Raw genomic sequence first — 25,804 nt, 5'->3', positions numbered from 1 at the left:
GGGGGCGCGAGATGGGTACATAGCGCCGTACCTCGGTGAGTACTCTCGCCTCGTGGAACGTCGCGAGCAATACATGAGGTATCAGCAGGATCGCACCGTGCTGGCCTCGATCGGGGCTCATCTTGACCCCCAGATAAGTCAGATCAGCGTGCGGTTGCCTCGGTCCGTGGCTGAGTCGGCAGTCGCCGCCTGGGATCGCGAGGAACCGGGTCGGATCGGCGAGGAGAGCCGCGAAGAGTACGAACTGCGTGACGATGCTGCCGAGCTGGCCTTGATCGGCCTGGCGATCTCCTCGCGCGGCGTGTGGGACGGCGAGGAGGTCGTCGTCGACCTGGATGTCGTCCAGATCGCGGCGGCGTTGCGGGCCGCGCGGTAGATCAGGCTGCAGCAGCGGGGGATCGCCCTGCCCAACGGAGGCCCTGCCGCGTGTGGAAGCAGCCGACCTGCCGTTTCCACGAGGCCCGGGAGCCGCGGCATCGGTGATGGTGCCCTTTGGAAAACGGCTCTGCCCGCGATTGCGTGACGTCCGAACTGACGAGCGAAAGCGGGTGTGTCAGAGTGAGGACCATGACCGGTTTTGAGTCTCATGACGAGCTGACCCCACTTCTTCAAGAGGCCACTTCGGCGTCATGGTCTGTTAGAGCAGCCTCAGGCCGGCATCTGGCGGCCGTCGCGGAGGTTCCCGAGGTAGCCGAGGTCCTGCACCGGCTGTTGCTGGATGGTCGCGACACGTTCGTCACTCAGGAGACGGCGGAGGCTCTACTCGAACGCTGGGATGTGCTCGGTCTGCGCATGGTGCTGACCGCGCTCGCCAGCGCGGATGACGAAACCGGCGATCACCTTGGGGCTGCGATCCTCAATATCTGCGGTCAGTCAGAGGAGGACGGAGAACGGCTTGCGGTGCTGTGCTCGGCGTTGACATCCGATGAAGACAGAGCCGTGCGCGAGGAGGCCCGAAGGATTCTCGAGCCCCTGCGGTGACCTGATCGCTACTTACCCTGAGTGAGGATCCGGGTCCGGAGGAGCATGAAGGATGCCCGGCCGTACATTGCTCGCTTGAGTGTTTTCACGCGGTTGACGTGGCCTTCGACGATGCCTGAGCTCCAGTGGAGGGTGAGTCCGGCGGTGACGGCGTCGAAGTCTTGTCGGAGGAAGCCGGCGAAGCCGCTCACCGGCTTCGGGGCGTCCTGTTCGGCCTGGCGGATCCACTCGGTCAGCAGGAACCCGCGCCGGTGTCGGAGGATTTCGGCGAAGGCTCGGGCGAGGTCGCAGGCTCGGGCGATGTCTGGGCAGGCGATCCGAACTTCGAGCAGGCGGCGGGCGAGTTCGGGCGGGAGGGTGTCTTGCGGTCGCATGATCCAGCTGGTGATCTTGCGAGGGCTGGGTACGTCGGCGCGGATGGGTTCGGCGTAGCCTGCGCGGAGGGCGGCGAGGTGCTTGCGGACGACCTGACGGCTGCCGCGGTAGCCGCGCTCGCAGATCTCCAGGTAGAGGCGGCTGCCGCTGACCTGGCCGAGGCTTTCAGTGAAGCGGGTGTCCAGGTACGGCTTGAACGGTTCCAGGACTCCGGCCGACTGACGTTCGTTCGCTGAGGCCAGGAGCTGGTCGAGGTCGGTGTCTCGGAAGCGTCGGACGGTCTTGCGGTCGAGGTGGCGACGGCGGGCGATGGCGCTGATGGTCCAGCCCGCGGCGACGAGTTTCTGGACGTCAGCGTGGCGGTGCCGGGTCCGGTCGGTGATCGGCGTTCGCGGTAGTTCCTGGAGAGGTAGCTGCATCAGCGGTGGTGCCTCCGGGATACTGCCGGTCACCTCGTCGACGCGTTTACGCAGGCAGGCGCGGTGTTGGTGGCAGGTCTTCTCCACGGCGGAGGCGAGGTTTTGGAGCAGGTGCCAGCGGTCTGCGACTTCCACGGCATCGGGCGCCGCTTCCTTGATGGCGCGGGTGTAGGCCGAGGCCCGGTCACGGCAGATGATCTCGGTGCCTGGATGCTCGCGCAGCCAGGCTGCGAAGGTCTCGGAGGTACGGTCGGGCAGAACATCCACGACGTGGCCGGCCTCCACGTCGACGAGGATTGTTCCGTAGGTGCGGCCCCTGCGGAAGGCGAACTCGTCGACACCGAGGACCCGCGGGGCTCGCTCCGGCACCGGCGGAGGAACCAGCAGCTCCAGCAGTCGCGTTCGTCCGGCGGCAAGGTGCATGCGGCGGCACAGCCGTTCACCGGGCCGCCCACCGAGCTCGACCGCAACCTGGCGGAGCCAGGCCTTCAGCCCGAGACTGGAGCGGCGATACCGCTCACTCAGCCCGCTGACCTGCTCGACGAACGTCCGGCGTCGGCACGCGGCCCGGTCACAGAAGAACCGCCGGACCCGCAGCCTGACCAGCAGCTTCTTTCCCGACAATGGCCGCTCGGCAAGAGATCGCTCATAGCAGGAGTGCACCCGCCGAGCCCGGACGCGGCAGCCGGGACATCTGGGCGGCGGACCGCACGCGGCCGCTACCACCACCAACACCTCAGCAGTGAACTCCACTGCCTCCAACCGCACATCGACGTCCGGAAACAGCACATCATCCAGCGAGCAGACCCCCACCACGGAGACATGCCCTGCCGGAACGTTCCCTCACACGGCTGCTGACCTGCGACTTCACGGAACTCCGGCCAGAACCTGGAAAACGGCCAGGGTTGCTCGTGCTCCTCAGGCGCCAGCCATGCAAACAAGGGGTGGGGGGTCCGCCATGGTGTCCTGAGCCCGTTCCGGGGTCTACAGCTGCTCGAAGTGAAACGAGCGGATGAAGCAGTCTCGTGGTTGGCCGATCGCGAAAAGGACGCAGTCGAGGACGGATTGGGCGGTCAGCGGGTCATCTGAGGTCCGGGAGGCATGGTCCCAGGCGGGGTGGAGCGGGTCGCCGTCCGTGAAATCCGGCGGGTAGAGCGATATGACTCGGATGCCCTCGGGGCGGAGCCGATGAGAGAGGACGTCAGCGAAACCGGCCTGGGCGGCCTTGGCTGCGTAGAACGCAGGATGCGCCTGAGACCGGTGGTTCCGGGTTTCCGCTGCTGAGGAGACCATGTTGACCACATCCGCAGCCTCGGAGGCGCGCAGCAAGGGCAGGAAGTGCTTGACCGTCAGCAGGGTGCCGGTGGCTCCGGAAGCGACGGTGTCGATGATCGCTTCGTCGTCGGCGTCCCACAGGTCAGGGCCTTCCAGGTACCTGGCGCCATTGTTGATCAGCACATCAATCCGGCCGGTGTGAGTGGCAACCCCGTCCGCGAAGCCCCGTACGGTGGCTGGGTCAGCCAGATCACAGGCGAACGCATCCACGTGCGCACGGCTGTCGGCCGCCACCTCGTCGGCCACCTTCTGAGCGGCCGCCAGAGTGCGGGCAGATACGAACAGGCGTGCACCCATCCGGCCCGCGTGCAACGCGAACGCCCTCCCGAACCCACGCCCGGCCCCGCCGTCGGCTTCCCCGCCTGTCCGCCCTGCTCCTTGGCTCAAACCCCTGAGAACTGGGTGCTGTCCGAGCTGCCTGGAGCTCACGGGCGGTGAAGACAGGGGGAAGTCATGCCGGACCCGAGGGCCGGAGGCCCCATTGCCGAGCCGCGAAAAGGTACGGGGGCGGCAGTCGGCCGGTCTCGAGGGGGTAGAGAGGGAGGACGGACCACGGTCGGCCGGGCGGGTGGTCAGGTCAGCAGGCGCAGTGAAGTCGCCGCGATGCCCAGTCGTACGCTCTGGCCCCAGGTCAGCTGTAGCGCATCGGCCTCCATGCCGTCGCCGAAGACCACGATCCGGTCCGACTCCACGGTCAGTCGTAGTCCCTGCTGCTGTTCCAGCTGGCCGCAGACCCGTGAGGTTCCGGTCGCGGGCGACGGCCACGCCTCTCGGACGAACCAGAGGAGCCGGCGGTCGCAAGGAGCCGGCAACTGTGCGGTGCTGCCGCGTTCCAGCCACAGGGAGCGCAGCCAGCCGGTGGCGCCGGTGCCGGTGCCGACGAGTACGCCGGAGGACGCCTGCGCCTCGCCCGGGCCCTTCTCGCTGTCGGGGCCCAGGCGGTAGCGGGCCGTCTGGTGTCCGGGCGGGCCCAGGTAGATCTCGTTCAGCGCGAGAAGGCGCTGGGTGTCGTCGGCGACGGCCTCGACCATGGTCAGGTCTTCCGTCCGTCCCCCGGCGGTCGCGGCGCGCAGCAGGGCGGCCGTGTCCGTGGAGCGGTGACGGACCAGGACTCCGGGGTTGCGTCCCGGGTCGGTGTCGATGCCGACCACCGGCTGCCCGGAGAGGTACTTCGCGGTGTTGGCGACCAGGCCGTCCTGCCCGACCACGACCACCACGTCCTCCGGCGCGAACAGGAAGCGGTCCAGGTCCGCCCGTTCCACCTGCGAGCTGCGCCAGGTGAGCGGCACGGCCGCCGCCACCTCGCGCAGCGCGTCCCGGGTCCGGTTGTGGCGGCTGACCACCTCGTCGATCGAGCGGCCCCGGCTGGAGAGGAAGAACGCGGCCTGCCCGTGCGTCCCGTGCCGGCCGATCAGTTCCTCGTACTCGGTCCTGCGGTGCACGAGCACCGCCCGGGGGGCCAGGCTCACGCGTCCGCCCCGGGGTCCGGACGCCCGAGCCTGCTGAGGAGGCCGGTGAGGACGTCCGGGGTGAGCGTGATGCTTTCGACCCGGGGCAGGTTCTCCGCCAGCCGGGTCGCCGCCAGGGCGTACAGCGTGCCCGGGCCGGTCTCGCCGTGCACCTGGAGCCAGGCAGCCTGGGCCTCGGCTCGTGCCGAGCCGGTCTCGCGGGCTGCCGCAGCGTCCGCCCGGGCCAGACGGACCGTGCGGGCCGCCTCCGCCTCGGTCCGTACGCTGTCGGCCGCCGCCTTCTCCTCGGCCTCGCGACGGGAGTTGATGCCCCGCTGCGCGACCAACTCCTCCTCGCGCCGGGCCAGTTCGATCTGACTGGCCAGCTCGTTCTCGGCGATCGCACGCTCGCGCTCGACGGCGACGGCCCGCCGTTCGTAAGTGGCCCGGTCCGCCTCCTGCTGGATCTGCTCGCGGGCCGGCGTGCGCAGGGCGCGCTCCACCTCGGCTTCCGGCCGGATCGCCACGACGCGCACGGCCACGACATCGATGCCGGTGGCCGGAAGTCTGGGCTCGGCGGCGAGACCGGCGGCGACGCTCTGGCGTACGGAGGCGACGCCGTCCACCAAGGCGGCGGCCAGCGGGGTCCGGGCCAGCACGTCCAGCGTGTGCTGCTGCGCGGTCTCGGTGAGGAGGGTGGAGATCTGCTCCAACGGCGCGCCGCGCCAGCTGCCGGTATCCGGATCCACGGAGAAGTCGAGCCGCTCCGCCGCCTCGGCCGGGTCGCTGATCCGGTACGTGACGGTGGCCTGCACGGTGACGTCCTGGAAGTCGGCCGTACGGGCGTGGAACGCCATGGCCAGCTCGCGGTCGTCGACGGGTACTTCGGACAGCGCCGCGGACAGCGACCGGTACCAGAAGCTGAGCCCCCGGCCGTCATGGACGAGCCGGCCGCGCTTGTGGTGGCGGATGTGGGTGGTGGGTGCGGATCGCAGATGACGCCATCCGAAGCGCCGGGTGATGTCGGCCATGGCAAACCCCCTTCATTTCGTCACCATGACGATAACGATCGGTGTTGATATCGTCAAGAGGACGAAAAGCCGAGATCTGCGACTGGCTCTCCGACCCACCACCCACCCGAGCCCCAGGCGATCGAGTCGGGCTACCTCGGGCTGATCGTGACCTTGTATGTGGTTCCGGTTCTTCCGCGGGTGTTCACGGTGACGGTCTGGCCGTGGCCGTCCCACCTGGCGTTGCCGCCTCGCACTGTGACGCGGTAGCCGTTCGGGTAGGTGTCCTTGGGCACGGTGATCTGGGTGGGTCCCTCGGCGCCGTCGCGGGTGCGGAAGGTGAGGGAGTAGGTGCGTGCGGCGGGGTCGTACGCGAAGCCGAGCGGGTCTCCCGCGACGGCCCGCGCGTACGGCTGGATGAGCAGCCTGGCGTTGGGCTTCACTGCGCCCGCCTGGTCGAGGAAGCAGTAGCCGCCGCCCCGGCACCACTGCCACCAGGTCCAGCCACTGGAGAAGCGGTCCAGGGCGGCCGTCATGTGGGTGGCGAACTGGCTCGCGTGCGCCACGTAAGGGTTGCCGCCCCACTCCCCGACGATCACCGGCATGCGGTTACGGGTCGGGTAGTCGCTGATCGCGGCCTCGTAGGCGGGGATGAAGGTGCCGTCGGGGTCGTAGTCGGCGCCGGTTTCCATCGCGGTCTCGTAGAAGTGCGGCGCGTACCCGGCGTGCGGGTCGTCGATGTGGCCCAGCTGAGTGGGGACGCCGAGACCGACGATGACGGTGGGTTCGACGAACACCCACGACTTCTGGTCGACCAGGCGGATCGCCCGCGCAAGGCGGTTCCACATTTCGGTGAGCTCGCCGGCCTCGAAGCGGGCCGCGGCGGCGGGGAGGTCTTCGCCTTCGAGGAACTTCGCGAACGGCTCGTTCATCAGGTCGTAGCCGAGCAGCGCCGGGTGCCGGCCCAGGGCGGAGGCGACCGTCATCCACATGCGGGCGTGCGCGGTGCGGAGGTCGGAGTCCTTGTACAGGTGGTCGAAGGCGGCCTGCACGGATGGCTCGAAGTACTGGGAGAACCAGTCGTCGGGTATCGGCGTGAACGGCAGTCCGTCGTCGCGGGTCGCCCAGTCGGGGACGCCGCGGGAGCCGAAGTGCGGGCCGTACACGTCCTGGTGGGCGTCGAGGATGACCTCGACGTGGTAGCGGTCGGCCCAGTCGAGGATGCGGCGCATCTTGGCGAGGTAACCGCGGTCGTAGTGCCCGGGGGTGGGCTCGAGGTCGTCCCAGAAGAACGCCAGGCGCGCAAGGTTGAAGCCCCGGGCGGCCATGTCCTTGAGGTCGCTCTCGTGGATGTCGGCGAACGCGTCGCCTCCTCGGCTGCGCTTGTCGGCGAGGTTGAAGCCGCGCCACTGCAGGGCGCGGCCTTGGGCATCGGCGATGTAGGTGCGGTCGCCGACCGTGACACGGTCGGGGGCGGGGTCGGGGTGGGCCTGGGCCTGCGTGGGCAGTGCGCCGAGCAGGAGGGCTGCCACGGCGAGGGCGACGGGAGCGAAACGGGAGGTCCGGCGCATGCAGGAGACCCTTTCGAGGGTGGATTCTCGGACGGCGTGCCACTGGCCGGTCGGATGTTACTGATGAGTGCCTCAAGTTCCCATCATTTCGCGGGAGTTGGTGAGACCTCCTCCTTCACGGCCTTCCCCGACTCCCGGAACGCGGGATCGAAGACGTGCCCGCCGAGGAACGCCATGGCGGAAATAAGGAACACCCGGATCGAACATCGGGCCTCGACCGACGCGCGGGGCGCGGTCCGCCGCCGACGCCCGGCAGCGGCGGCGGCAGAAATGGGGCACCGGGAGCGACGTCCGCGCGGCGTGGGCGGGCGGCAGACGACCCCGGCCCGCTACACGCTGGACGAGATCGAAGCCGGGGTATCCGACAGGCTGACGGCAGTCATGGGAGGCACCTGCGGCGGGCCACCCGGGGTGCAGCGGACCTGACTCGACGGCCACAGGATCGGCTTCGCTCCCGGGTCGGTGTGGTACGGCATGGTCCCGGTGTCCGTATGTCGGTCCCGGCGGACGCCAGGGCGGGCGCCCAGCCATGATGTGCGCATGACGGACAGCAACGACAAGCACACCGACTCACCGGCGATCGCCCTGCTCAAGGAGTTGGGAGCCGAGACGACCAAGCACTCTGGCGGAACCCTTCTGACCCACCTGCTGCGCGTCGAGGCGCTGCTCGCCGAGTGGGGCGCACGGCCCGTCCTGCAGACCGCGGCCCTGTGCCACGCCTTCTACGGCACGGACGGGCTGCCCCTGAGCCTCCTGGAACTCTCCGAGCGCGGCCGCCTCGCCGAGGCGATCGGTGAGGAGGCGGAAGAACTCGTCTACTTCTACTCCAGCTGCGACCGCAAGGCCTCCTACCCCAGCCTCGCCGCCCCGGACGAGGCGTCGGTGACCTTCCGGGACCGCTTCACCGGCGAGGAGTTCACCCCGTCCCTGCAGCAGCGCCGCGACTTCGCCGAGCTCACGGTGGCCAACGAGCTGGACCTGGCCAAGGTGAACGCGTCCTTCCGCGAGCGCAACGGGGCGGACCTGCTGGAGCTCTTCACGCGCTGGAGTCCGCTCCTGTCGGAGGCGACCCGCCGAGAGGTGACCGCGGTCCTCGGCTGAACCGCGCGGGCTCGTGGACGGCCCGGATGAGCGGCGGCCCGGCGCGCGAACTCCAGGCCGTGGCACTCGACATCGAACAGCCGGCCGCGACACTGGGCCGGGCCTGGGTGATCGTAGTCCTGTTGGGCTGATCGCCATGGCCGAACCCTACAAATTCGTGATCATGAATCGATTGATCATCCTGCTCATGAGTCAGGCCCCCGCTTGACACAGTGGTCTCACAGCCAGTCCGACCGACTGTGAGATCACCACAAGGGGGAGACGTCATGGATACGGGTATCACCGGAGTTGCCGTCACTGGGCTGGGGGCCACCACACCGCTCGGCGGTGACGCGGAGGCCACCTGGCAGGCGATGCTGCGCGGCGAGAACGGCATCCGCGCCATCGAGGAGGAGTGGGCGGAGTCCCTCCCCGTGCGCATCGCCGGGCGGGTGCGTCAGGAGCCGGCCGAGGTGCTTGACCGGGTGCAGGCGAGGCGCCTGGACCGCTGCGAGCAGCTCGCGCTGGTGGCCGCCCGCGAGGCGTGGGCGGACGCGGGGCGGCCGCAGGTGGATCCGGAGCGGCTCGCCGTCGTCGTCGGCACCGGGACCGGCGGGGCGCTGACCCTGCTCGGGCAGGACGACGTCCTGGAGGCGTCCGGCGTGCGCAAGGTCTCCCCGCACACGGTTCCGATGCTGATGGCCAACGGCCCGGCGGCCTGGGTGTCCATCGAGCTGGGCGCGCGCGGCGGCGCGCACACCCCGGTCAGTGCCTGCGCCTCCGGCGGGGAAGCCCTCTCGCTCGCCCTGGACCTGATCCGGCTCGGACGGGCCGACGTGGTGGTGGCCGGCGGTACCGAGGCCTGCGTGCACCCGCTGCCGCTGGCCGGGTTCGCCCAGGCCAAGGCCCACTCGACGCGCAACGACGACCCGGCGGCGGCCTCCCGCCCCTTCGACACCGGCCGCGACGGTTTCGTCATCGGCGAGGGGGCGGGGCTGGTGGTCCTGGAGCGGGCGGAGTTCGCGGCCGCGCGCGGGGCACGGGTGTACGCGCGGCTGGCGGGGGCAGGGGTGACCTCCGACGCACACCACATCACCGCCGCCCACGCGCCGGGACAGGTACGCGCGATCCGGACGGCGCTGGCCTCGGCCGGGCTCGCCCCCGCCGACGTCGCACTCGTGCACGCGCATGCGACGTCGACGCAGGCGGGCGACCTGGTGGAGGCGCGGTCGATCGCCGAGGCGCTGGGCACGCACGCCGCAGTGACGGCGACCAAGTCCATGACGGGGCACCTGTTCGGGGCGGCGGGCGCGGTGGGGGCCATCGCGGCGGTGCGGGCGGTGTACGAGGGGGTGGTCCCGCCGACCCGCAACCTGGAGTCCCCGGACCCGGGGATCGGCCTGGACCTGGTCGCGGGCGGCCCCCGCCGGATGCCGGTGCCCGCCGCCTTGGCGAACGCCTTCGGCTTCGGCGGCCACAACACCGCCCTGCTCTTCACCTCCGCCTGACCGCATCCCCGGCCAGGGCCCGCCCGGGGCGCCGCCCGCCACGGCAGCGCCCGTCGTCTCACGGGCCCGCGTTGAGCTCCGCGACGATCGATGCGGGGGTGTGGCCGCTGCCGTCGGACAGGCGGTGGAAGTCGACGGAGACGAAGTTGGGACTGCGGCCCCCGGTCGCGGTCCGGCACTGCTCCGCGATGCGGTTCCGGAGCTTGGCGCCATTGTCCAGGGCTGCCGTGAGGACCGTGGGTACGTTGCGGTGGTGGCTCATCGTGAACAGCCTGCGAAATCCGGGCTCCTGCCGGTCGAGGGGCACATCGGGCCAGCGGGTGACGCATGCGAGGTCGTTGCCCAGGTCGCCGAGGCTCCAGTAGTTGCTCACCGTCCAGGACCTGTCGTACATGACGCCCAGGTGCTCGCGGTCGGACCTGTCCGAGAAGACCAGCAGGCGCTTGCCCGCGGTGACGAGGTCGGCCACCTTCGGCCAGCCATTCTGCCGGACGCCCCACTCGTCCGGCCGGAACAGCAGCTCGTCGATCCCGCGTACCCTGCCGAGGGACTGCCGGAGCTGCTCGGCGCTGACGTAGTCCTCGAGGAAGAGGGTCACCACCTCCTGCGGATGGGAGGCCAGGAAGTCCACCACGGTCTGCACGGTGCCGTGGAAGGACTGCCTCGGCAGCGCGTACGTGGCTCCGGCGAAGGTCTTGCAGTCGCCGTGGCACAGGTACACGTCGCTCGGGTAGCAGTCGCTGCCGAAGCTGATGACGCACAGCCAGGTGCTGTGCTCGTACCAGTGGGTGTCCAGGCTCAGGCCGCGGACCCCGTTGTCGAGCTGGGCGCGCACCGACTCGGACTGGTTCACCGAACTCCAGCGCGAGTCCTCGTAGTTGGTGAAGGCGTTGTGGGTGGTCAGGAAGGAGACCTCGTCGAGCCGGCGGTCGCCCCACCGGGCGTTGGCCTCGGCCGCCCGTGGGGCGGCGGGGGAGGGGTGAGGGGGTTTGGCCGCGGCGGTGCCCGGTGCGCCGAGGAGGGCCAGCAGGAAGAGGCACACCAGGAGACGGAGGCCGGTTCTTCGCGCCGGTGAGGTGCCGGAACGCCTCTGGGCCACACCCGTGTAAGTCGTGTCCATGTCAACCATGCCCGGGAGCGTAGCGCGCCCCGCGACGACACGCCGCCCCTCGGACGGCACCGGCCGAATCCGGCCGCTGCTGCGGGCCGACGCCAGCGGACACCCCGGCGACGGCCTCCCGATGGCCCGACGAGGTTCGGGCGCGCCGCTCCCGGGCCGGCTCAGGCACTCGATCCTGGACGCCTCCGTCCAGAAACCCCCGCTACTCCCGCGAACGACCTCCTCGACTGGATCGAGCAGGTCCACAACAGCGACTTGCCGTCGCGCAGCAGTCAGCCCGCGGACTCCTCCATGACGAGGACGCTGTCGTCGCCGGCCTCTCCTCAATCTGGAGCAGGTCAGATCAGCGCGGGTCGGTCAGCGTCAGACCCAGCAGGTCCTCGAGTCGGGAGACCGTCTGCTCGGGCTGCAGCGCCTGCACTCCCGCGAAGCCCAGCTCCTCAGCTGCCCGCACGTACTCCTCGGTGTCGTCGACGAATACGCACTCGTCGGCCGACAGGCCCAGGAGCTTCAGCATGACCTCGAAAAGCTCCGGATCGGGCTTGCGCATCCCGTGGCATTCGGAGATGACCACACCGTGATAGAGGGCTTCGAGCTCATAGCCGTCATAGAGGTTCCAGGGGGTAAGCCCCACCGAGTTGGACAGGATGCCGACCCTGATCCCGGCCCGCTTTGCCGCGGCGGCCGCGTCGATCAAGGTCTGCTCAGGCCGCAGGTCGGCGAAGATCCGGCCCATCAGATTGTCCGGCGAGACGCCGAGTTTGGGGGCGGCTGCCTCGTTCCATTCGGTCTGGGTGATCGCACCGCGCTCCAGCGCGCGGGTGAGCCGAACACCTTCCGCGTCCATGTACAGCGCCTTGATACACGCCCCCTGCGCCAGCCCCTCGCGCTGCTCGAAGGCCAGCACGGCTGGCAGCAGCGGAGTGGTGAGCACCCCGCCGAAATCGAGGACGAGGCCGGTGCGGTGAGACATCAGAGAACTCCAGCAGGGTGAGGATCGGGTGAAGGGCGGGAAGGCGGGGATGCGGGACGGTGTACGTCGCGGACTTGTTCCAGGGCGGCCGGCAGATAGGCGGCCCGCTTGGTGTCGTCCTCGGGGGGAAAGCCGCTGGGGCCGGGCGCGGACGAGGCCATGCTGGTGCTCCTGATAGGTCTCGACTGGGCGGTCACGTATGTATAGAGGGACTGACCGGCATGCAGGCATTCGGTGGCGGCCACCACACCAGAGGAGTCCGGACTCCCGGAAGTTGATCTCTCGTGGAAACGTATCACCGGCCCTCCGAGCACTTCCCACAGGTATCTGCGGGCGGCCTCCTCGCGGTCGCCACCTGCGGAAAGCGACGCACCCCGCAACCGGAGAGACTTCGACTGCGGTGGCGCAGACGGCCCTTGGCAGCGAGGTCGCCGGCGCCGTTCGATGCGAGATTGGGAGTCGCGCGTTCGTGCGAACAGGTGATTCCCACGAGAACGGGAGGGAGCTGGCGCGCGCCTTCCCCCGGGCGCTTCTGTCACTGCCCGGACCGGTTGGCGAGGGACTGTTGAGAGGCGGTCGGTGGTGCGAATAGTGCCTGGACTGTTTCGGCGGCCGTTTCGCGCAGCCAGGTGTGGGCACGGTCGTCGTCATAGCGCTGGTGCCACAGCAGGTACAGGGGGACGTCGGGCAACTGGAGTGGCAGCGGCAGTGTGACCAGGCCGAGTTGGTCCCGTGCCGTGAGGGTCACCGCGTCGGGAAGGGTGACGACCAGGTCGGTGCCGAGCGCGAGTTGCAGAGCGAAGGCGGCGGTGGGGCCGGCGGCGACGACGCGCCGTTCGAGGCCGCGTGTGGTCAGGGCGTCGTCGATATGGTCGCGCAGGCGTCCGCGCCGCGAGACGGTGAGGTGTTCGGCGGCCGCGTAGCGCTCGACGCTCAGCGGGCCTTCGGTGAGCGGGTGGCCCGGGCGGACGGCGACGACGAGCCGGTCCCTGCCGACGAGGCGGTGGCGGATGTCGGGGAGCGTCGGCCGGCTGGAGCTGGATTCGAGGTCGACCTCACCCCGGCGCAGCTCTGCGTCGTCCGTCCCAGGTTCGGCGGGCAGGCGCAGCTGGACACCAGGGGCCTGGCGGCGGACGGCGGTGATCAGGGCGGTTCCGCAAGCGGCGGTCAGGGCGTCGTGCCAGCGCACGGTGAACACGCGCTCCAGGGTCGCCAGGTCGAGTTCCTGCTGCGTGGACAGAAGTTGGTGGGCCTGCTGCACGAGGGCGTGGACCTGGTCGCGTATGGCCAGCGCGCGGGTGGTGGGGACCATGCTGCGGCCGGTGCGGACCAGGATCTGATCGCCGGTCGCCTTGCGGATGCGGCCCAGTGAGCGGCTCATCGCCGGCGGGGTGACGTGGAGGCGGGTTGCGGCGCCGGCGACGCTGCCCTCTTCCAGCAGGGCGTCCAGGGCGGTGAGCAGGTTCAGATCCAGTTGCATGAGAGTAACTCTACGAGTGAAAAGCATGCACTTGTTGTTAACAAACAGGGGGCCTAACTTCGAAGTGCGGGTGCGGCACAAGCCGCCCGCATCGACCGAACCCAAGGAAGCCCGCCATGAGCACAGCCATGCCTTTCGACGCCGACACGACACTCATGTCCGACGTGACCGCAGCGGTGAAGGCCGCCGGCCTCACGCTGCGCGACCGCTACACCTCGCACGCCCGGGGCGTGAGCCTCGACGAGGTCGTCGAGGAGATCCACGCCAACGACGACGCGGTGCTGGACGTACTGCGCGAACCGCTCCTGCGGGCCCGGCAGGGGTCGCAGTGGGCCGAGGACGAGCTGGCCGGCGGCGCGCTGCCGCCCGGGGAGTGGTGGGTCGTCGACCCCGCCGAGGGCAACATCAACCACGTTCACGGCATGGAGGACTGGGCCGTCACCGCCACCCTGGTCCGCGACAACCAGCCGGTACTCACCGTCGTCCACCTGCCGCTGACCGGCGACACCTACACCGCCGTCGCCGGCGGAGGTGCCCGCCTCAACGACCGACCGCTGAAGGTGTCCGCCAAGACCGATCTGGGCGCCGCGCTCATCGGCACCGGTCAGGCCAAACCAGGCGAGGACGAGCGCACCTTCCGGCGGATCGGTGACTCCGTCACCGCCATGCTCATCAACGGCCTCGTCGTGCGCGTGTCCGTTCCCGCCACGATGCAGCTCATCCATGTCGCCGCCGGACGCATGGACGCGTTCTGGCAGTTCTCCGACGTCCGCTCCGGCCTGGTCGCCGGCGCCCTGCTGGTCTCCGAGGCCGGAGGCACCGTCACCGACCTGGCCGGCGAACCCTGGAACACCGGGAGCCGCGACTTCCTGGCCGCCGCGCCCGGCATCCACGCCACAGCCCTCAAGGTCCTCTCACCGATCGCCTGACCGGGCACCTCCTCCCTTCCCACCCCAAACCGCAAGGAGCACCACCTCATGGCAAGCATCGGCATCCTGGGCGCCGGCCGCGTCGGCGCCAACCTCGCCGGCAAGCTCTCCTCGGCCGGACACCACGTCATCCTCGGCCGCCGGAGCCCGACGCAAGGGACCACAGCGGCCGCCGAAGGCACAGGCCCCCGCGTCTCCTTCGCCGACCAGCGCACCACCGCCCGCACGGCGGACATCGTGATCAACGCAACGCCCGGCGACAGCTCCCTGGACCGCCTGTCCGGCCTGCGAACCGAACTCGCCGGCAAGATCCTCGTCGACGTCTCCAACGCCACCCGCGACGCCGGTGACGGCCTGCCCGGAGACCTGTGCTATCCCGGCAGCAGCCTCGCCGAGAAGCTCCAGGCCGCCCTCCCCGACACCCACGTGGTCAAGACCCTCAACACCATGCTGTTCATGGTCATGACCGCTCCCGAAACACTGGCCACCCCACCGACCGTCTATGTCTCGGGCGACGACGAACACGCGAAGAGGACGGTCACCGGCCTGCTCGGCGACCTGGGCTGGCGGCCCGAACGGATCGAGGACCTTGGCGACATCACCACAGCGCGCGCCACCGAAGCCATGATCCTGGTCGTGCCCCACATCCTGCGCCGACAGGGCTTCAAGCCCTTCGCAGTCTCCCTCGCCCGCTGACCCCACCAGGCTCATACCAGGCAGCTGAGCGCCGGCACGGACAACGGCCGCTGGGCTGCAAGTGACGCACGAACCCAGGTTCGGGCTCAAGTCCTGTGGGGCCGTGACTGAGGGTGACCGGCCATAACAGCGGGGCTCCGTACCGGTCGACGATCAGAGGGTGCTTGGAGCCGGGACGGGCCCGGTCGACGGGTGAGGGGCCGACGTGTTCCCCCCTTTGAATGCCCGGGCGTGCGACCCGTCCACGGCGTGGTCGTCCAGATCCACCAGGTCTGCACGGCGCCGCTCGGTCAGCAGGGCCGCGTGCAGACGCGGCCACGCGCGCCGGCCCCGGTCCAGTCCCGCTCCGCAACGGCAGCAGCGGAGCCACCCGATCCCACAGGTCGTCAGGAACAAGATCGGCAGGCACTCCGGCACCTTGCCTGTGGTGATCACTGAACGGAAAGCCCGAAGCTCAACTCATTCTCAAACGAGCAGTTTGCCGCATTGCCATCGAGTTACGAGCGTTTGTACGCCGTGCCATCGACGATGAGCAGACCCTTGTACTCGAAGGCCCTGCCCGATGGGGTCTCGCCGTAGTGGAAGCGGCGGACGTCGCGTTCCTTGCCGGTGGCGGCGTCGAGGAGGTAGAGGTGCGTTTCCAGCCCTATGCCATTGCCTCCGCCGACCACGGTCAGCCTCCCGTCCTGGAGGTGGAAGGCCTCGCCATCGGTGTCGAGGTCGCTCTTCCACGCCTGCCGGCCGGTGGCCAGGTCGTACGCGACGACGTCCCCCCGGTAGCCGACCTTCCCCACGTAGCTGCTGTCGAAGGTGTAGAGCCTGGTGTCGTCCACTGCCATCCAGCTGCTGGAGCCTGTGGACGCGATGGGCGGGTTGGGCCTGCCGTCCCTGCTGAAGGAGTGCAGGAGGCGGACGCCGTTCACGATCAGCGGGTCGGCGGAGACGAGGAGCGCTCCGCTTTCGCCCCACGTGGCCGGCTCACGGTCGCCCGTCGGGGTGGACCACAGGAGAGCGCCGGTGGTCGGGTCGAAGGCGGCCGCCCGCAGTTCGGCATCCTTGGGGATCGCGTTCGGTTCCTTCTTCGAGCCACCGCAGGCGAGGAGGGCGCCGACGTGCCGCACGGCCGGCAGGGCATGGGCGGGGACGCAGTCGGGGGGAACGGCCGCGGTCCAGCGGGGCGTGCCGGTGCGTACGTCGACGGCGCGCAGTCCCTGGTGGATGAGCACGGCGAGACCGCCGCCCGCGGTCACCAGGGCGCGCTCGTGGTCGCTCAACTTCCTCTCGCGGGACGCGGCCGGGACCGAGGTGCGCCAGATCTCGCGGCCGTTCTTCATGTCGACCGCTGCGAGGGTGGTGCACAACTGCCGCTTGTCCGAGGCGGGCCGGTTCTCGTCGTCGCGCGTGACGACCATGACGGATCGGTCTACGTCGGCCCCGGCCGCACAGATCTTGGTGCTACCCGGCGGCCGGTACTCCCAGACCTGTTTGCCGGTCCCGGCGTCGTGGCCGGTTGCCGCGCTGTACCCGCTCCGCACCAACGTGTCGCCGGCCAGCCAGGCCCCGTCGCCCTCGTACGGACTGTCCCACTTGGCCCGCTCGGTGGCCTTGTCGTCCGCGGGGGCCTCCCAAACCGTGGCCATCGAGTCGCCGGGGAACCGGCCCGCGATGACGACGGAAGCGACGGTGACGGTGCAGACCAGGGCCACGAGCGCACCACCCCGTATCAGGGTGCGCCTGGTCCGTTCTCTGCGCGCGGGCGAATCGTCGTTCGGCTCGTCGTCGTTCGATCGCGTCGTTCGTGTGGTCATGCTCGCTACCCCCCTTGGCGTGACGCCGCCGGTCGGCAGACGGGCGTCACGCGGTTCTCCAGCGCGATGATCATAGGTGTGGGTCCGAGGGGTTGTGGCAGTGATGTTCCTTCATGCCCCGCACCGGGTCGGCGTCAGCGAGGGGCGGGGTGACCTCGGGGCCGGCCGTGGGCGGCGTCGTCGACCTGGCCGGGCCCTGACAGTCGAGGCGTCGGACTCGCCTTCGCCGCAGCCGTTTCACGTGTCGGAAGCCCGCGGCCGCCCGGGGCCCGCGACCCTCGACCTGCGCATGAGGACGCGGAGGCCCAGCCGGCAGGCTGCCTACTGCCAGCCCATGTTGGCCTGCGCCGTGACGGTGGGGGCGGACTGGGCAGGCGCGGCGGTTGCCGTTGCGGCGCCGAACAGGGGGGCGAGGGCGGCGAGCGTGAGGACCGCGGCAACCTGGGCGATACGCTTGCGAATCATGGGGTTCTTCCGTTCCTGAGCGTTGACGGCAAGGCGGACGGGTGTCCTGAACCGGTCGCGCCCCGCGGTGGCGCTTTCCGGTCCCAGTGCCTTCGGGATCGGTGTCCGTTCGGGCAAGAACCACTATCGACGCAGGTCAGAGCGGGTGGAAGGGCTGGCGAGTGGACGGAAACGGCAGCGGCCGTTTGTGTCCACGTGCCGTTGGGGTCAGTCGATGACGAGGAGCGGGACCTCGGCGCGCACGAGAGTCCAGCCCGCCAGCTCGGGGTGGATCTCCAGCAGCCGGGCGCAAACGGCCGCCGCGTTCGCCTCTGCCTGGGCCAGCGAGCCGGCCATAAGGAAGAGGCCCAGCACCGGCGCCGAGGGCACGTCACCGTGCACGCTGACGTGCTCGACGCCGTCCTCGGGACGGGTGGACTCGTAGACAAGGGCACGCAGGTCGGACGGTAGTTCGCCGCCCTGGGCCGACGGTTCCAAGCGCGCGTGTACGAGGTACATGGGTCCTCCTTCTGCATCCCGCCGCGGGCATATGATGATCTTTTTTATGCTGAAGATGAGCATGTTTTGGGGGAACTTAGTGCTGTCTGCACTGGGGCTTGACGCAACGGCGGAGGCCGTCTATCGAGCCATGCTGGCTGATCCGGGGGGCGGGGTCGCGGCCCTGGCCGCCCGCGTCGGCACGACGGAACAACAGGTACGCGACGGACTCGACGCCCTCAGCGAGCTCGCGCTGGTCCGGCCCTCGGCCGAGACCGGAGGGCTGCGCGCGGTCTCGCCGGACCTCGGGATGGAAGTCCTGATGGCCCGCCAGCAGGCCGAGATCGCCGCCCAACAGCAGCGGCTGGAGGCCTCGCGGGCGGTCGCCGCCCAGTTGATCGCCGAGTACGCCGACCTGCGGCCGGCCACCGTCAGCCCGGGAGTCGAGCAGTTGATCGGCCTGGACCAGATCCGGGACCGCCTCACACGTCTGACCCGTGAAGTCCGCCACGAAGTCATGACGTTCGCACCCGGAGGGCCCCAGACGGAGGGGAACATCGCCGCGTCGCGACCACTGGACGCCGAGCTCCTGGGGCGCGGGGTGCGCACCAGGGTGGTGTACCTGGACAGTGTCCGCCACCACAGGCCGACCGTGGAGTACGCGCGCTGGACCGCCTCGTTGGGCGGCCAGGTCCGCACCGTGGCCTCCCTGCCCACTCGGCTGATCATCGTGGACCGGTCGACCGCGGTGATACCCGTGAGCAGTGAGGACAGCGCGGGCGGCGCTGTGGTACTGACCGGGCAGGGAACGCTGACCGCGCTGTGCGCGCTGTACGAGAGTGTGTGGGCTGTGGCGCAGCCGCTCGGTGAGGCCCCTGTCCGGGACGGTCACGGCTTGAGTGCGCAGGAGGCCACCGTCATCTCCTTGCTCTCCGAGGGGCACACGGACGAGACGATCGCCAAGCGGCTGGGGGTGTCCACGCGTACGGCCCGGCGGATCGCGAACGATCTCATGGAACGGCTGGGCGCGCGCAGCAGGTTCGAGGCGGGTGTCCGGGCGGTCCAGCACGGATGGCTGCCCGCGCAACCGGGCTGAGTCCGCCTCGCCGGGGACCCTCGCGACCGGCCTGTGCGAGGGCTCCTCGGATGACGCGGCGCCCTTGCCATGGCGGTGGTGTGGTTCCGAGCCCGGGTGGGGCGCTGCCGTCCACGTGGCCGGCCGGAGCGATCGCCCTGGCCGGCCGGCGAAGGGGGTCCGGCGGGCGCCGCCGTATGCGCGTTGTCGTCACAGAGCCGAGTGTTTCCGCTTCCCGACGCCTGCGGAAGTTGAGGGTGCTGGCATGAAGGGGCCTGGGCCGCAAGCGTCCAGTGCATCGGCTGTCCTCTGGTCTCGCCCCCAATGCCCCCATGCCCTTGCGAGGGTGAGGAGCGTCCCGGCGTGTGCCGCTCTTCTGCCGGCCGTCGACGCCTCCCGACCCTTGTTCGATTCGGTCTGCCCCTTCTGCGGGATGGAGCACGTCTGCGGTGGTCCGTACCCGCTGACGACTTCCCGGCCGGCTGACGACTTCGTGATGCGGGCCGAGGTGCAGCCACAGCACGTGCTGCCCGCAAGGTGCCGCTGGAAGCGCACCCGGGCCGGATCGGGTCAGGGACGCTTCCGTCCATCCGAATCCCCTTCCCTTCACCTTCGCGGTGCGCCGAAAGTGGTGATCGCCGCCAGGGAGCGAAACGTGAACCCGGCCGGCGCCACCGGAGAACACGTCGCCACAGGACGTGATCCCAGAGTCCGACGCGGCATACCGGGTGCGGACCACCGACCACGACAGTCCGTCAGGCCGGGAGAACGTCCTGGTCGGGATCAGCGCACTAGAAGGGAGTCGTGATGGCACAGCGTTCACGACAATTCAGCAGACGTCAGATACTCGCCGCTTTCGCCGGCGTGGCAGCCGGTTGCGCGTTGCCGAACTGCACGGTGCTCAGCCGGCCCGCATACGCGGCGGAGGGGACCGGAGCCGCCCCTCTGCCCAAGGGATCCGGTCTGCCTGATACCGAACGCGGCAGGGTCGTCTGGGCGTACAGAACGGGCGGCCGCGCCGTTCGCACCGCTGCCGCCGCGGCTCTGGTGGGAAGTGCGGCGGACATCCGGGCGTTCCTCGACGAGAGGCTGCCCGCGGCCAGGGCCGAGGACAACAGGTTCACGCTCACGCAGTCTCTGGTGATGGCGGGCAGGGCGACTCGCGAAAGCATCGGCACGGCCCTGTCCGGCGGAACGGCGGCGGTCGAGGCCTACCTCCAGGGCGGATTCCAGACCACGGTGCGCGAGGACCTCAGGGTGGCCGTGACCACGGTCATGGCGCACGGTGCCCGTGCCGTGAAGCGTGAGGGATCCGCTGCCCTGGAGGCCGGGTCGGACTTCGCGTTGCGTGCCTTCCTGAGCGGCGGACAGTTCACCGCCAAGGAAGAGGACGAGCGTGTGCAGGTGACGTCCATCCTCGTGACGGCGTCGCCGCAGGTGCGGGAGTACGCCAAGCGGGCACTGGACGACGGGACGCCGAGGGCGATCCGGTGGTTCCTGGAGACGGGCCAGTACATCGCCCGGGCCCGTGACGAGGAGACCGCGACCATTCAGCAGCTGGTCAAGGTCGTGGAGGCCGAGGGGCAACGCGCCGGCCGGAAGACCGACGAGGCCATCGAGCTGTCCCAGCAGGCGGTCAAGGCTGCCGAGAGCGCGAAGAAGGCGGCGCTGGAGGCCAAGGCCGAGGCCGAGGCCGCCGAGCACGACGTCCAGCGCTCTGCCAGGGCCGCGAACAAGGCGGCACAGGCAGCCAGGGGCGCGGCAGCAGCCGCGGCGACTGCGGTCTCGGCCTCGCGTACGGCGCAGGCCGCAGCCCAGCGTTCGGTGGCGGCCGCGCAGGCCGCAGCGGCCGCGGCCGCTGCGGCGGGACGCGCCGCGGCTCGGGCGTACCAGGCCGCGATCGGTGCCTCCAAGGACGCGTCGATGGCGGACGCGGCCCGAGCGGCGGCGCAGGCCGCGACGGCGATGGTCAACTTCGTCCGCACCGTGGCGCAGAAGGCCGACCTCGCGGCCCAGGCTGCCGACGCGGCCGACGCAGCGGGCGCCGCTGCCGCCGGTTCGGCGGTCGAGGCCGCCGCCGCCGCTCGGGCATCGGCCGACGCGGCCGCGGCGTCCGGCGCCGCGCAGTCCGAGGCCGCCGCCGCGCAGCGGGAGGCCGCCGTGGCGGAGGCCGCCGCGGCCAGGGCGACGTATGCCGCGGGCAAGTCGCGGACCTTGGCCGGAGAGGCGGCCGCTGCCGCCCGCCTGGCGCGCGACGCGGCCAACAGCGCCGCCGATCACGCCGCGAAGGCGGCCGCGGCGGCTCTGGAGGCGGCCAACCACGCCGGCCAGGCGGTCGACTACGCCAACCGGTCGACGGCAGCCGCCGACGCGGCCGTCGAGGCGGCGAACAAGGCTGCCGAGGCGGTCGACAAGGCACGCGCGGTCGAGCAGACGGCTCGTGCGGCCGAGACCGACAGGCTGGCCGAGGAGACCGCCGAGGCGATCGAGCAGGCGCGGCTCGCGGCGAAAGCGGAGACGGACCAGCTCGAACGGTACAACCGGGAGCGGACGCAGGAAGCGCGTCTGTCCCAGGAACTGCTCGCGCTCATCGCGTCCTCGGAGTCGGCGCTGAAGGGCGGCAGGACCGCGGAGGCCGTGGCGGCCGGGCGCAAGGCGGCGATCCAGCTCATCGACCGGTCCGGCACATGGACCCGGGAGGCCGCGGAGTTCGCGCTGGCCGGCTCGGACGAGGACGTCGTCCACTGGATCGACGCCGACCGTCTCATCGCTCTGCAGCAGGACAACGTCGAGAACGTCGCGGCCATGGCGGCGATCTCGACGAAGAAGGTGACGCTGGCCGCCGCCGAGGTGCTCAAGACCGAGGACGCCGCGAAAGTCAGGACGTTCCTGGAGAGCGGGTCGATCGAGGCGGCCAAGGAGGACAACCGGGTCGAGGTGACAACGGTCCTGGCCGACAACACCATCGGCTCCGCGGAGCGACGTGCGGCCGTGGCCGCGCTGGAGAAGGACACCGCCCAGGCTCTGCACGTCTTCCTGCACGTCGAGCGTGCCGCGGCCGTCCGCGAGGACGACCGGGTGAAGGCCACGACCCTCCTGGCGAACGGGGGCCCCTACGTCAAGGCGGCCGCCAAGATCGCGCTCGAAGGTGACGCGCACATGCTGCGCCAGTTCATCGCCACCACGCAGTACGAGTTCGCACGGATCGACCACGACCACGCCACGCACATCAGCGCGATCCGGGCGATGATCGCGGGCGCGGCCAAGGTGGCCCAGGAAGCGCAGGAGAACGCTTCACGGGCGTCCGAGGCGGCGGCCCTCGCACGCGACGCCGCCCAGAAGGCGGGCGAGTGGGCCGAGCGCGCCAAGGGCTATGCCGCGGCCGCCAAGCTGTCCGCGGAGGAAGCGCGCAAGAACGCCGAGGCCGCCGAAGGGTCCGCAGCCGCTGCCGCGCGCTCCGCCGAGACCGCACGTCAGGCGGCTGCCGCGGCACGCAAGGCGAGCAGCGTGGCGCGGAGCGCGGCGACCCGCGCCGTACGGTCCGCCACTGAGGCCGCTTCCTACGCCGCGGCTGCCGCGGCCTCGGCCTCGGCGGCCCGCCAGGCATCGCTCGCCGCCGGAGAGAGCGCCGGCGCGGCCGCGCAGGCGGCGTTGCAGGCCAAGCAGCTCGTCATCGAGGCCGCGAGGCGCGAGGCGATCCAGAAGGCGCTGGACAACGCGAAGGTTCCCATCAACCCGGCCGAGGGCGGCCTTCCGGCAGGTGCCGAGAGCTGCCTGACGCCGTTCGGCAGCCCCATCGAGTCGGGCAACAGCACCAGCCCGTGGGAGTTGGGCTGGAGCTGGCTGACCGGAAAGGGCCCCCGGTCGCAGTGCTTCGGCCCGAACGACGACTTCACCCGCATCTACCGTGAGCACAAGCGCACACAGGAGGCGATGGCCTTCTTCGCAGACCGTACGCGTACGGGGAACTACGAACTCGGCCGCACACTCAGGTTCGACTACTCGCTCGGCGGCTACGACGGGGCGTGGAAGTACCTTCAGGACTACGGGACGCTCACCACGGCCGGTCTCACGGGCAACCTCGCGTACACGTTCCTGGGCTCCCACCAGGTCCGGATGACGCCCATCCGCAAGAACGCCGACGGCTCCGTCGTGTGGCGGTACACCGCGTACAACGAGTCGGACATCGAGTCCGCGACCCACCCCCCGGTCATCGGATACACGGACTGGTGGAGCGACAACGTCGGTTCCGTGATCGACAAGATCATCGGCGACTCCGGTCCGATGTCGCCCAAGACCCAGGTCATCGAGTTCGACGTCACGCTGGGACCGTGATGCGCGGGAGGGCGAGAGCCGGGCGGCTTGCCGCCTGCCTGGCGGCTGCCGAGCTGCGGCTCGATTCCGACGGAAGGTTCTCGGCCACCGACGTGGTGACGGACGGGTTCTCCGCCCCCGCCGACTTCAGTGGCCGATGGGAGTGGCTCGATGAGCAAGCGTCCAGCGACTTCATCTACCTGTCGGTCGAGAACGGCGGGCTCGGCACGACCGCCGGCATCCGCCGAGCGAATCCGCGATCGGCGGATGCCCTTCGGATCACCGGAGCGGAGAACCCCTCCCACCAGCCTTTTTTGATTGATCTCTATTTCTAGGACGGTTAGGACTGTGATGAAGTCACGCAACGCATGGACGCGCATTCTGGGGACCGCGGCCGCAGCCGGTGTTCTGGCATGGGCCGTGACGGCCGGAGGCCAGCCCTCCGAAGCCACCGCCATCGGGCCCGTCGCCGACGCGGGACCCGGATTTGCCATCGAGGACTACAACTACCCGAACGCCGACAAGATCCTGGCCGAACAGGGCATCGTCCTCAAGCGAGGTGACGGCCACATCGTGCTCGCCAACTGCGGAAGCGAGGAGAACCTCCTCAAGTTCCTGGCCCGCGATCGGGCGGACGTGTGCTTCAAGGTCACCGGCGACGAGGGCTTCCTGACTTTGGAGATCAAGTCGGTGCACGGGGTGCGGACCGCCGATTCCGGCAACACGCACCTGGCGATGACCGCCGAGGGCGACGACCGCGTCGAATACGACATCCCCGCAAAGACCTGGGAAGGGGTCGGCGAGTCCGTGGACGGTCGCGAGCACGTGCTGGTCGAGATCCGAGTCACCAAGTAGCCCACGCCGCCTTGCAATAGAGAATCGCGGCCCGGTCGCCGCTTGATGTGGAGACGCTCGACACTCCGCACCGGCGTCTCGACCGATGGCTTTCCCCTCAAGGGCCACCATCGCCAGACGGCACCGGGCCGCGCACAGCACGACCGAACTCTGGCGTATACGCCCACCGAATCCTGTTCCTGAAGGAAATCGCACATGTCTGCACACCGTCCCCGCACCGCGCGGATATCGGGCCTGCTCGTCACCACGACCGCGGTCGCCGCGGGCCTCGTTCCCGCCGGCTCCGCCCAAGCCGTCTCCGGCCCGGAGGCGGCGGCCGGCCAGCACACCTCTGTCGTCAAGCTGAACATCGGCGACGAGGCGAACCTCCGCGGATGCACCGGCTCCCTCGTCGACGCCTCCTGGGTCCTGACCGCCGCGAGCTGCTTCGCCGCGACGCCTGGTACTGCGGTGCCGGCCGGTGCGCCCGCGCTGAAGACCACCGTGACCCTCAGCGACGGCAAGCGCGTCGAGGTGGCCGAGCTGGTCCCGCGCACCGACCGGGATGTCGTCCTGGCCCGCCTCACCACTCCCGCCGCCGGCGCCGCGGGCATCACTCAGGCGAGCGCTGCCCCGGCAGCCGGCGCCGACCTGACCGCCGTGGGCTTCGGACGGACCCGGACCGAGTGGGCGCCCGGCAAGGCCCACACCGGCGCGTTCACCCTCAACACGTCCGACGCCACCACCCTGACCATCACCGGGAAGGGTACCGACGTCATCTGCAAGGGCGACACCGGCGGCCCGCTGCTGAACGCGGCCGGTGAACTGGTCGGCATCAACAGCCGCTCCTGGCAGGGCGGCTGCCTGGCCACCGACCCCGCGGAAACCCGAACCGGCGCCATCGCGGCCCGTACCGACGGGCTGCGTGAGTGGATCGACGGGGTCCGGGCCGCGACGCCGGGCTGGCAGACCAAGGCTCTCGTGCAGTCCGGCACCAGCCTCTACCAGGGCGTCCGGCTGTCCGACGGCTCCTGGACCGGATACGCCGACGTCCAGAGCAAGGCCAGCGACCTGGGCGGGATCCGCAGCTCCGCCGCCGCCGGCATCAACGGTGACACCCACGTACTGGCCATCAGCAACAGCGGTGGGCTCTTCCACACCATCCGCAAGCAGGACGGCACCTGGAGCAGCTTCGGGGACGTGTTCTCCGTGGCCAACGCCCTCGGCAGCCTCACCCAGGTCTCCGCTGTCTCCATCGGTCACGACCTCCACGTCGTCGCCGTCGCCGACGGCAAGGCCTTCCACACCGTCCGCACCGGTGCGGGCAACTGGACCCCCTTCCGCCAGATCAACGGTTCCCTCACCAACGTGACCGCCGCGGCGACCGCCAGCGTCCGCGGTGAGCTCCAGGTCGGTCTCATCAGCGGCGGCAAGCCCTACCACACCATCCGACAGACCAACGGGAACTGGTTCGGCTGGGGTGACGTCACCCAGGCGGTCGGCCCCACCGGGCCCGTCACCTCCCTCGGCATGGCCGGCTCCGGCGACGAGACCCACTTCGTCATCGCCACCGACAACGGCACTCGCCAGTACCACACCATCCGCAACTTCAACGGAACCTGGGCCACCTGGGGCGAACTGAAGGACGTCCTGGGCGTGGTGACCGCCAAGTCCGTATCCGCCGCGACCGTCAACGGCGAAGTCCAGGTCGCCGTCACCACGACCGACGGCAAGCTCCTCCACACCACCCGCCACACCAACCGCACGTGGGACGCGCCGGTGACGGCACCCCTCATGGGCCTGCCTGCAGCGCCGGGAGCAGTGGCCATCACCGCCACCTACAGCGGCTGACCCCGGGCAGCCGGCCACGCGGTTCCGGACCGCGTGGCCGGCACATCACGGCAAC

22 protein-coding genes and 1 pseudogene are annotated in these 25,804 nt (G+C 70.3%); 11 read left to right on the top strand and 12 right to left on the bottom strand.

The features are described from left to right. Positions 1-52 precede the first annotated feature (52 nt). Positions 53-376: a hypothetical protein gene (locus tag AB0O21_RS25170; RefSeq protein WP_365174169.1), complete on the top strand. Its 324-nt coding sequence runs from the start codon at positions 53-55 to the stop codon at positions 374-376. A 191-nt stretch (positions 377-567) separates the two neighbouring features. Further along, positions 568-981 (top strand): hypothetical protein, encoded by a 414-nt coding sequence (locus AB0O21_RS25165; protein WP_365174166.1) that lies wholly within the window; start codon positions 568-570, stop codon positions 979-981. A gap of 8 nt (positions 982-989) precedes the next feature. On the opposite strand, the gene AB0O21_RS25160 is transcribed toward AB0O21_RS25165, so the two are convergent. The 5 genes from AB0O21_RS25160 to AB0O21_RS25140 form a co-directional block, all read right to left on the bottom strand. After that, complete coding sequence (locus AB0O21_RS25160) at positions 990-2,591, bottom strand: ISL3 family transposase (RefSeq protein ID WP_365174163.1); 1,602 nt, start codon at positions 2,589-2,591, stop codon at positions 990-992. A gap of 168 nt (positions 2,592-2,759) precedes the next feature. Beyond that, a complete protein-coding gene (locus AB0O21_RS25155; RefSeq protein ID WP_365174160.1) occupies positions 2,760-3,497 on the bottom strand; it encodes an SDR family NAD(P)-dependent oxidoreductase in 738 nt (245 codons plus the stop codon). 185 nt (positions 3,498-3,682) lie between these two features. Further along, on the bottom strand, positions 3,683-4,579 hold the full coding sequence (locus tag AB0O21_RS25150) for a hypothetical protein (protein ID WP_365174157.1): 897 nt from the start codon (positions 4,577-4,579) through the stop codon (positions 3,683-3,685). Further along, positions 4,576-5,589 carry an SPFH domain-containing protein gene (locus AB0O21_RS25145; protein ID WP_365174154.1) on the bottom strand — a complete coding sequence of 338 codons (1,014 nt, stop codon included), beginning with the start codon at positions 5,587-5,589 and terminating at the stop codon, positions 4,576-4,578. The genes AB0O21_RS25150 and AB0O21_RS25145 overlap by 4 nt, the downstream gene beginning before the upstream one ends. Positions 5,590-5,720: 131 nt before the next feature. After that, positions 5,721-7,139: a cellulase family glycosylhydrolase gene (locus tag AB0O21_RS25140; protein WP_365174152.1), complete on the bottom strand. Its 1,419-nt coding sequence runs from the start codon at positions 7,137-7,139 to the stop codon at positions 5,721-5,723. A 540-nt stretch (positions 7,140-7,679) separates the two neighbouring features. Here AB0O21_RS25140 and AB0O21_RS25135 point away from each other — a divergent pair. Both AB0O21_RS25135 and AB0O21_RS25130 read left to right on the top strand, forming a co-directional pair. After that, entirely contained in the window at positions 7,680-8,240 is a 561-nt protein-coding gene (locus AB0O21_RS25135) for a DUF6817 domain-containing protein (protein ID WP_365174149.1), read from the top strand. A gap of 266 nt (positions 8,241-8,506) precedes the next feature. Further along, positions 8,507-9,727, top strand: coding sequence for a beta-ketoacyl-[acyl-carrier-protein] synthase family protein (locus AB0O21_RS25130; protein WP_365174146.1), 1,221 nt, complete (start codon positions 8,507-8,509; stop codon positions 9,725-9,727). A 58-nt stretch (positions 9,728-9,785) separates the two neighbouring features. Here AB0O21_RS25130 and AB0O21_RS25125 read toward each other — a convergent pair whose 3' ends face one another. The 3 genes from AB0O21_RS25125 to AB0O21_RS25115 form a co-directional block, all read right to left on the bottom strand. Further along, positions 9,786-10,856: a PI-PLC domain-containing protein gene (locus AB0O21_RS25125; protein WP_365174144.1), complete on the bottom strand. Its 1,071-nt coding sequence runs from the start codon at positions 10,854-10,856 to the stop codon at positions 9,786-9,788. A gap of 334 nt (positions 10,857-11,190) precedes the next feature. Further along, positions 11,191-11,820: an HAD-IA family hydrolase gene (locus tag AB0O21_RS25120; protein ID WP_365174141.1), complete on the bottom strand. Its 630-nt coding sequence runs from the start codon at positions 11,818-11,820 to the stop codon at positions 11,191-11,193. Positions 11,821-12,355: 535 nt separating this feature from the next. After that, entirely contained in the window at positions 12,356-13,300 is a 945-nt protein-coding gene (locus AB0O21_RS25115) for a LysR family transcriptional regulator (protein WP_365174139.1), read from the bottom strand. A 116-nt stretch (positions 13,301-13,416) separates the two neighbouring features. Between AB0O21_RS25115 and AB0O21_RS25110 the strand changes: the two genes are divergently transcribed. Next, complete coding sequence (locus AB0O21_RS25110; protein ID WP_365174136.1) at positions 13,417-14,229, top strand: inositol monophosphatase; 813 nt, start codon at positions 13,417-13,419, stop codon at positions 14,227-14,229. Positions 14,230-14,277: 48 nt separating this feature from the next. Continuing rightward, positions 14,278-14,925 (top strand): NAD(P)-binding domain-containing protein, encoded by a 648-nt coding sequence (locus AB0O21_RS25105; RefSeq protein WP_365174134.1) that lies wholly within the window; start codon positions 14,278-14,280, stop codon positions 14,923-14,925. Between the two features lie 100 nt (positions 14,926-15,025). Here AB0O21_RS25105 and AB0O21_RS25100 read toward each other — a convergent pair. The 4 genes and pseudogenes from AB0O21_RS25100 to AB0O21_RS25085 all read right to left on the bottom strand — a co-directional run. Next, a pseudogene (locus tag AB0O21_RS25100) lies at positions 15,026-15,334 on the bottom strand (IS5/IS1182 family transposase); the annotation flags it as partial. 88 nt (positions 15,335-15,422) lie between these two features. After that, entirely contained in the window at positions 15,423-16,733 is a 1,311-nt protein-coding gene (locus AB0O21_RS25095; protein WP_365174132.1) for a PQQ-binding-like beta-propeller repeat protein, read from the bottom strand. 321 nt (positions 16,734-17,054) lie between these two features. Further along, positions 17,055-17,198: a hypothetical protein gene (locus tag AB0O21_RS25090; protein WP_365174129.1), complete on the bottom strand. Its 144-nt coding sequence runs from the start codon at positions 17,196-17,198 to the stop codon at positions 17,055-17,057. A 207-nt stretch (positions 17,199-17,405) separates the two neighbouring features. After that, positions 17,406-17,696, bottom strand: a complete 291-nt coding sequence (locus tag AB0O21_RS25085; protein WP_365174127.1) for a hypothetical protein — start codon at positions 17,694-17,696, stop codon at positions 17,406-17,408. A gap of 79 nt (positions 17,697-17,775) precedes the next feature. Here AB0O21_RS25085 and AB0O21_RS25080 point away from each other — a divergent pair, with 79 nt between their 5' ends. From AB0O21_RS25080 to AB0O21_RS25060, 5 genes are all read left to right on the top strand, one after another. Continuing rightward, positions 17,776-18,771, top strand: coding sequence for a helix-turn-helix transcriptional regulator (locus AB0O21_RS25080; protein WP_365174124.1), 996 nt, complete (start codon positions 17,776-17,778; stop codon positions 18,769-18,771). Positions 18,772-19,557: 786 nt separating this feature from the next. After that, positions 19,558-23,085 (top strand): ALF repeat-containing protein, encoded by a 3,528-nt coding sequence (locus AB0O21_RS25075; protein WP_365174121.1) that lies wholly within the window; start codon positions 19,558-19,560, stop codon positions 23,083-23,085. Further along, on the top strand, positions 23,082-23,399 hold the full coding sequence (locus AB0O21_RS25070) for a hypothetical protein (protein WP_365174118.1): 318 nt from the start codon (positions 23,082-23,084) through the stop codon (positions 23,397-23,399). The genes AB0O21_RS25075 and AB0O21_RS25070 overlap by 4 nt, the downstream gene beginning before the upstream one ends. A gap of 16 nt (positions 23,400-23,415) precedes the next feature. Next, positions 23,416-23,919 carry a hypothetical protein gene (locus AB0O21_RS25065; protein ID WP_365174115.1) on the top strand — a complete coding sequence of 168 codons (504 nt, stop codon included), beginning with the start codon at positions 23,416-23,418 and terminating at the stop codon, positions 23,917-23,919. A gap of 195 nt (positions 23,920-24,114) precedes the next feature. Beyond that, the gene (locus AB0O21_RS25060) at positions 24,115-25,749 is read left to right on the top strand and encodes a trypsin-like serine protease (RefSeq protein WP_365174113.1); all 1,635 of its coding nucleotides are present in this window, start codon (positions 24,115-24,117) and stop codon (positions 25,747-25,749) included. Positions 25,750-25,804: the final 55 nt, after the last annotated feature.

The organism is Streptomyces sp. NPDC091371 (assembly GCF_040684275.1).
GTDB lineage: Bacteria > Actinomycetota > Actinomycetes > Streptomycetales > Streptomycetaceae > Streptomyces.
The sequence above is the reverse complement of the archived record's forward strand: the minus strand, read 5'-3'. Positions and strand labels throughout refer to the sequence as shown.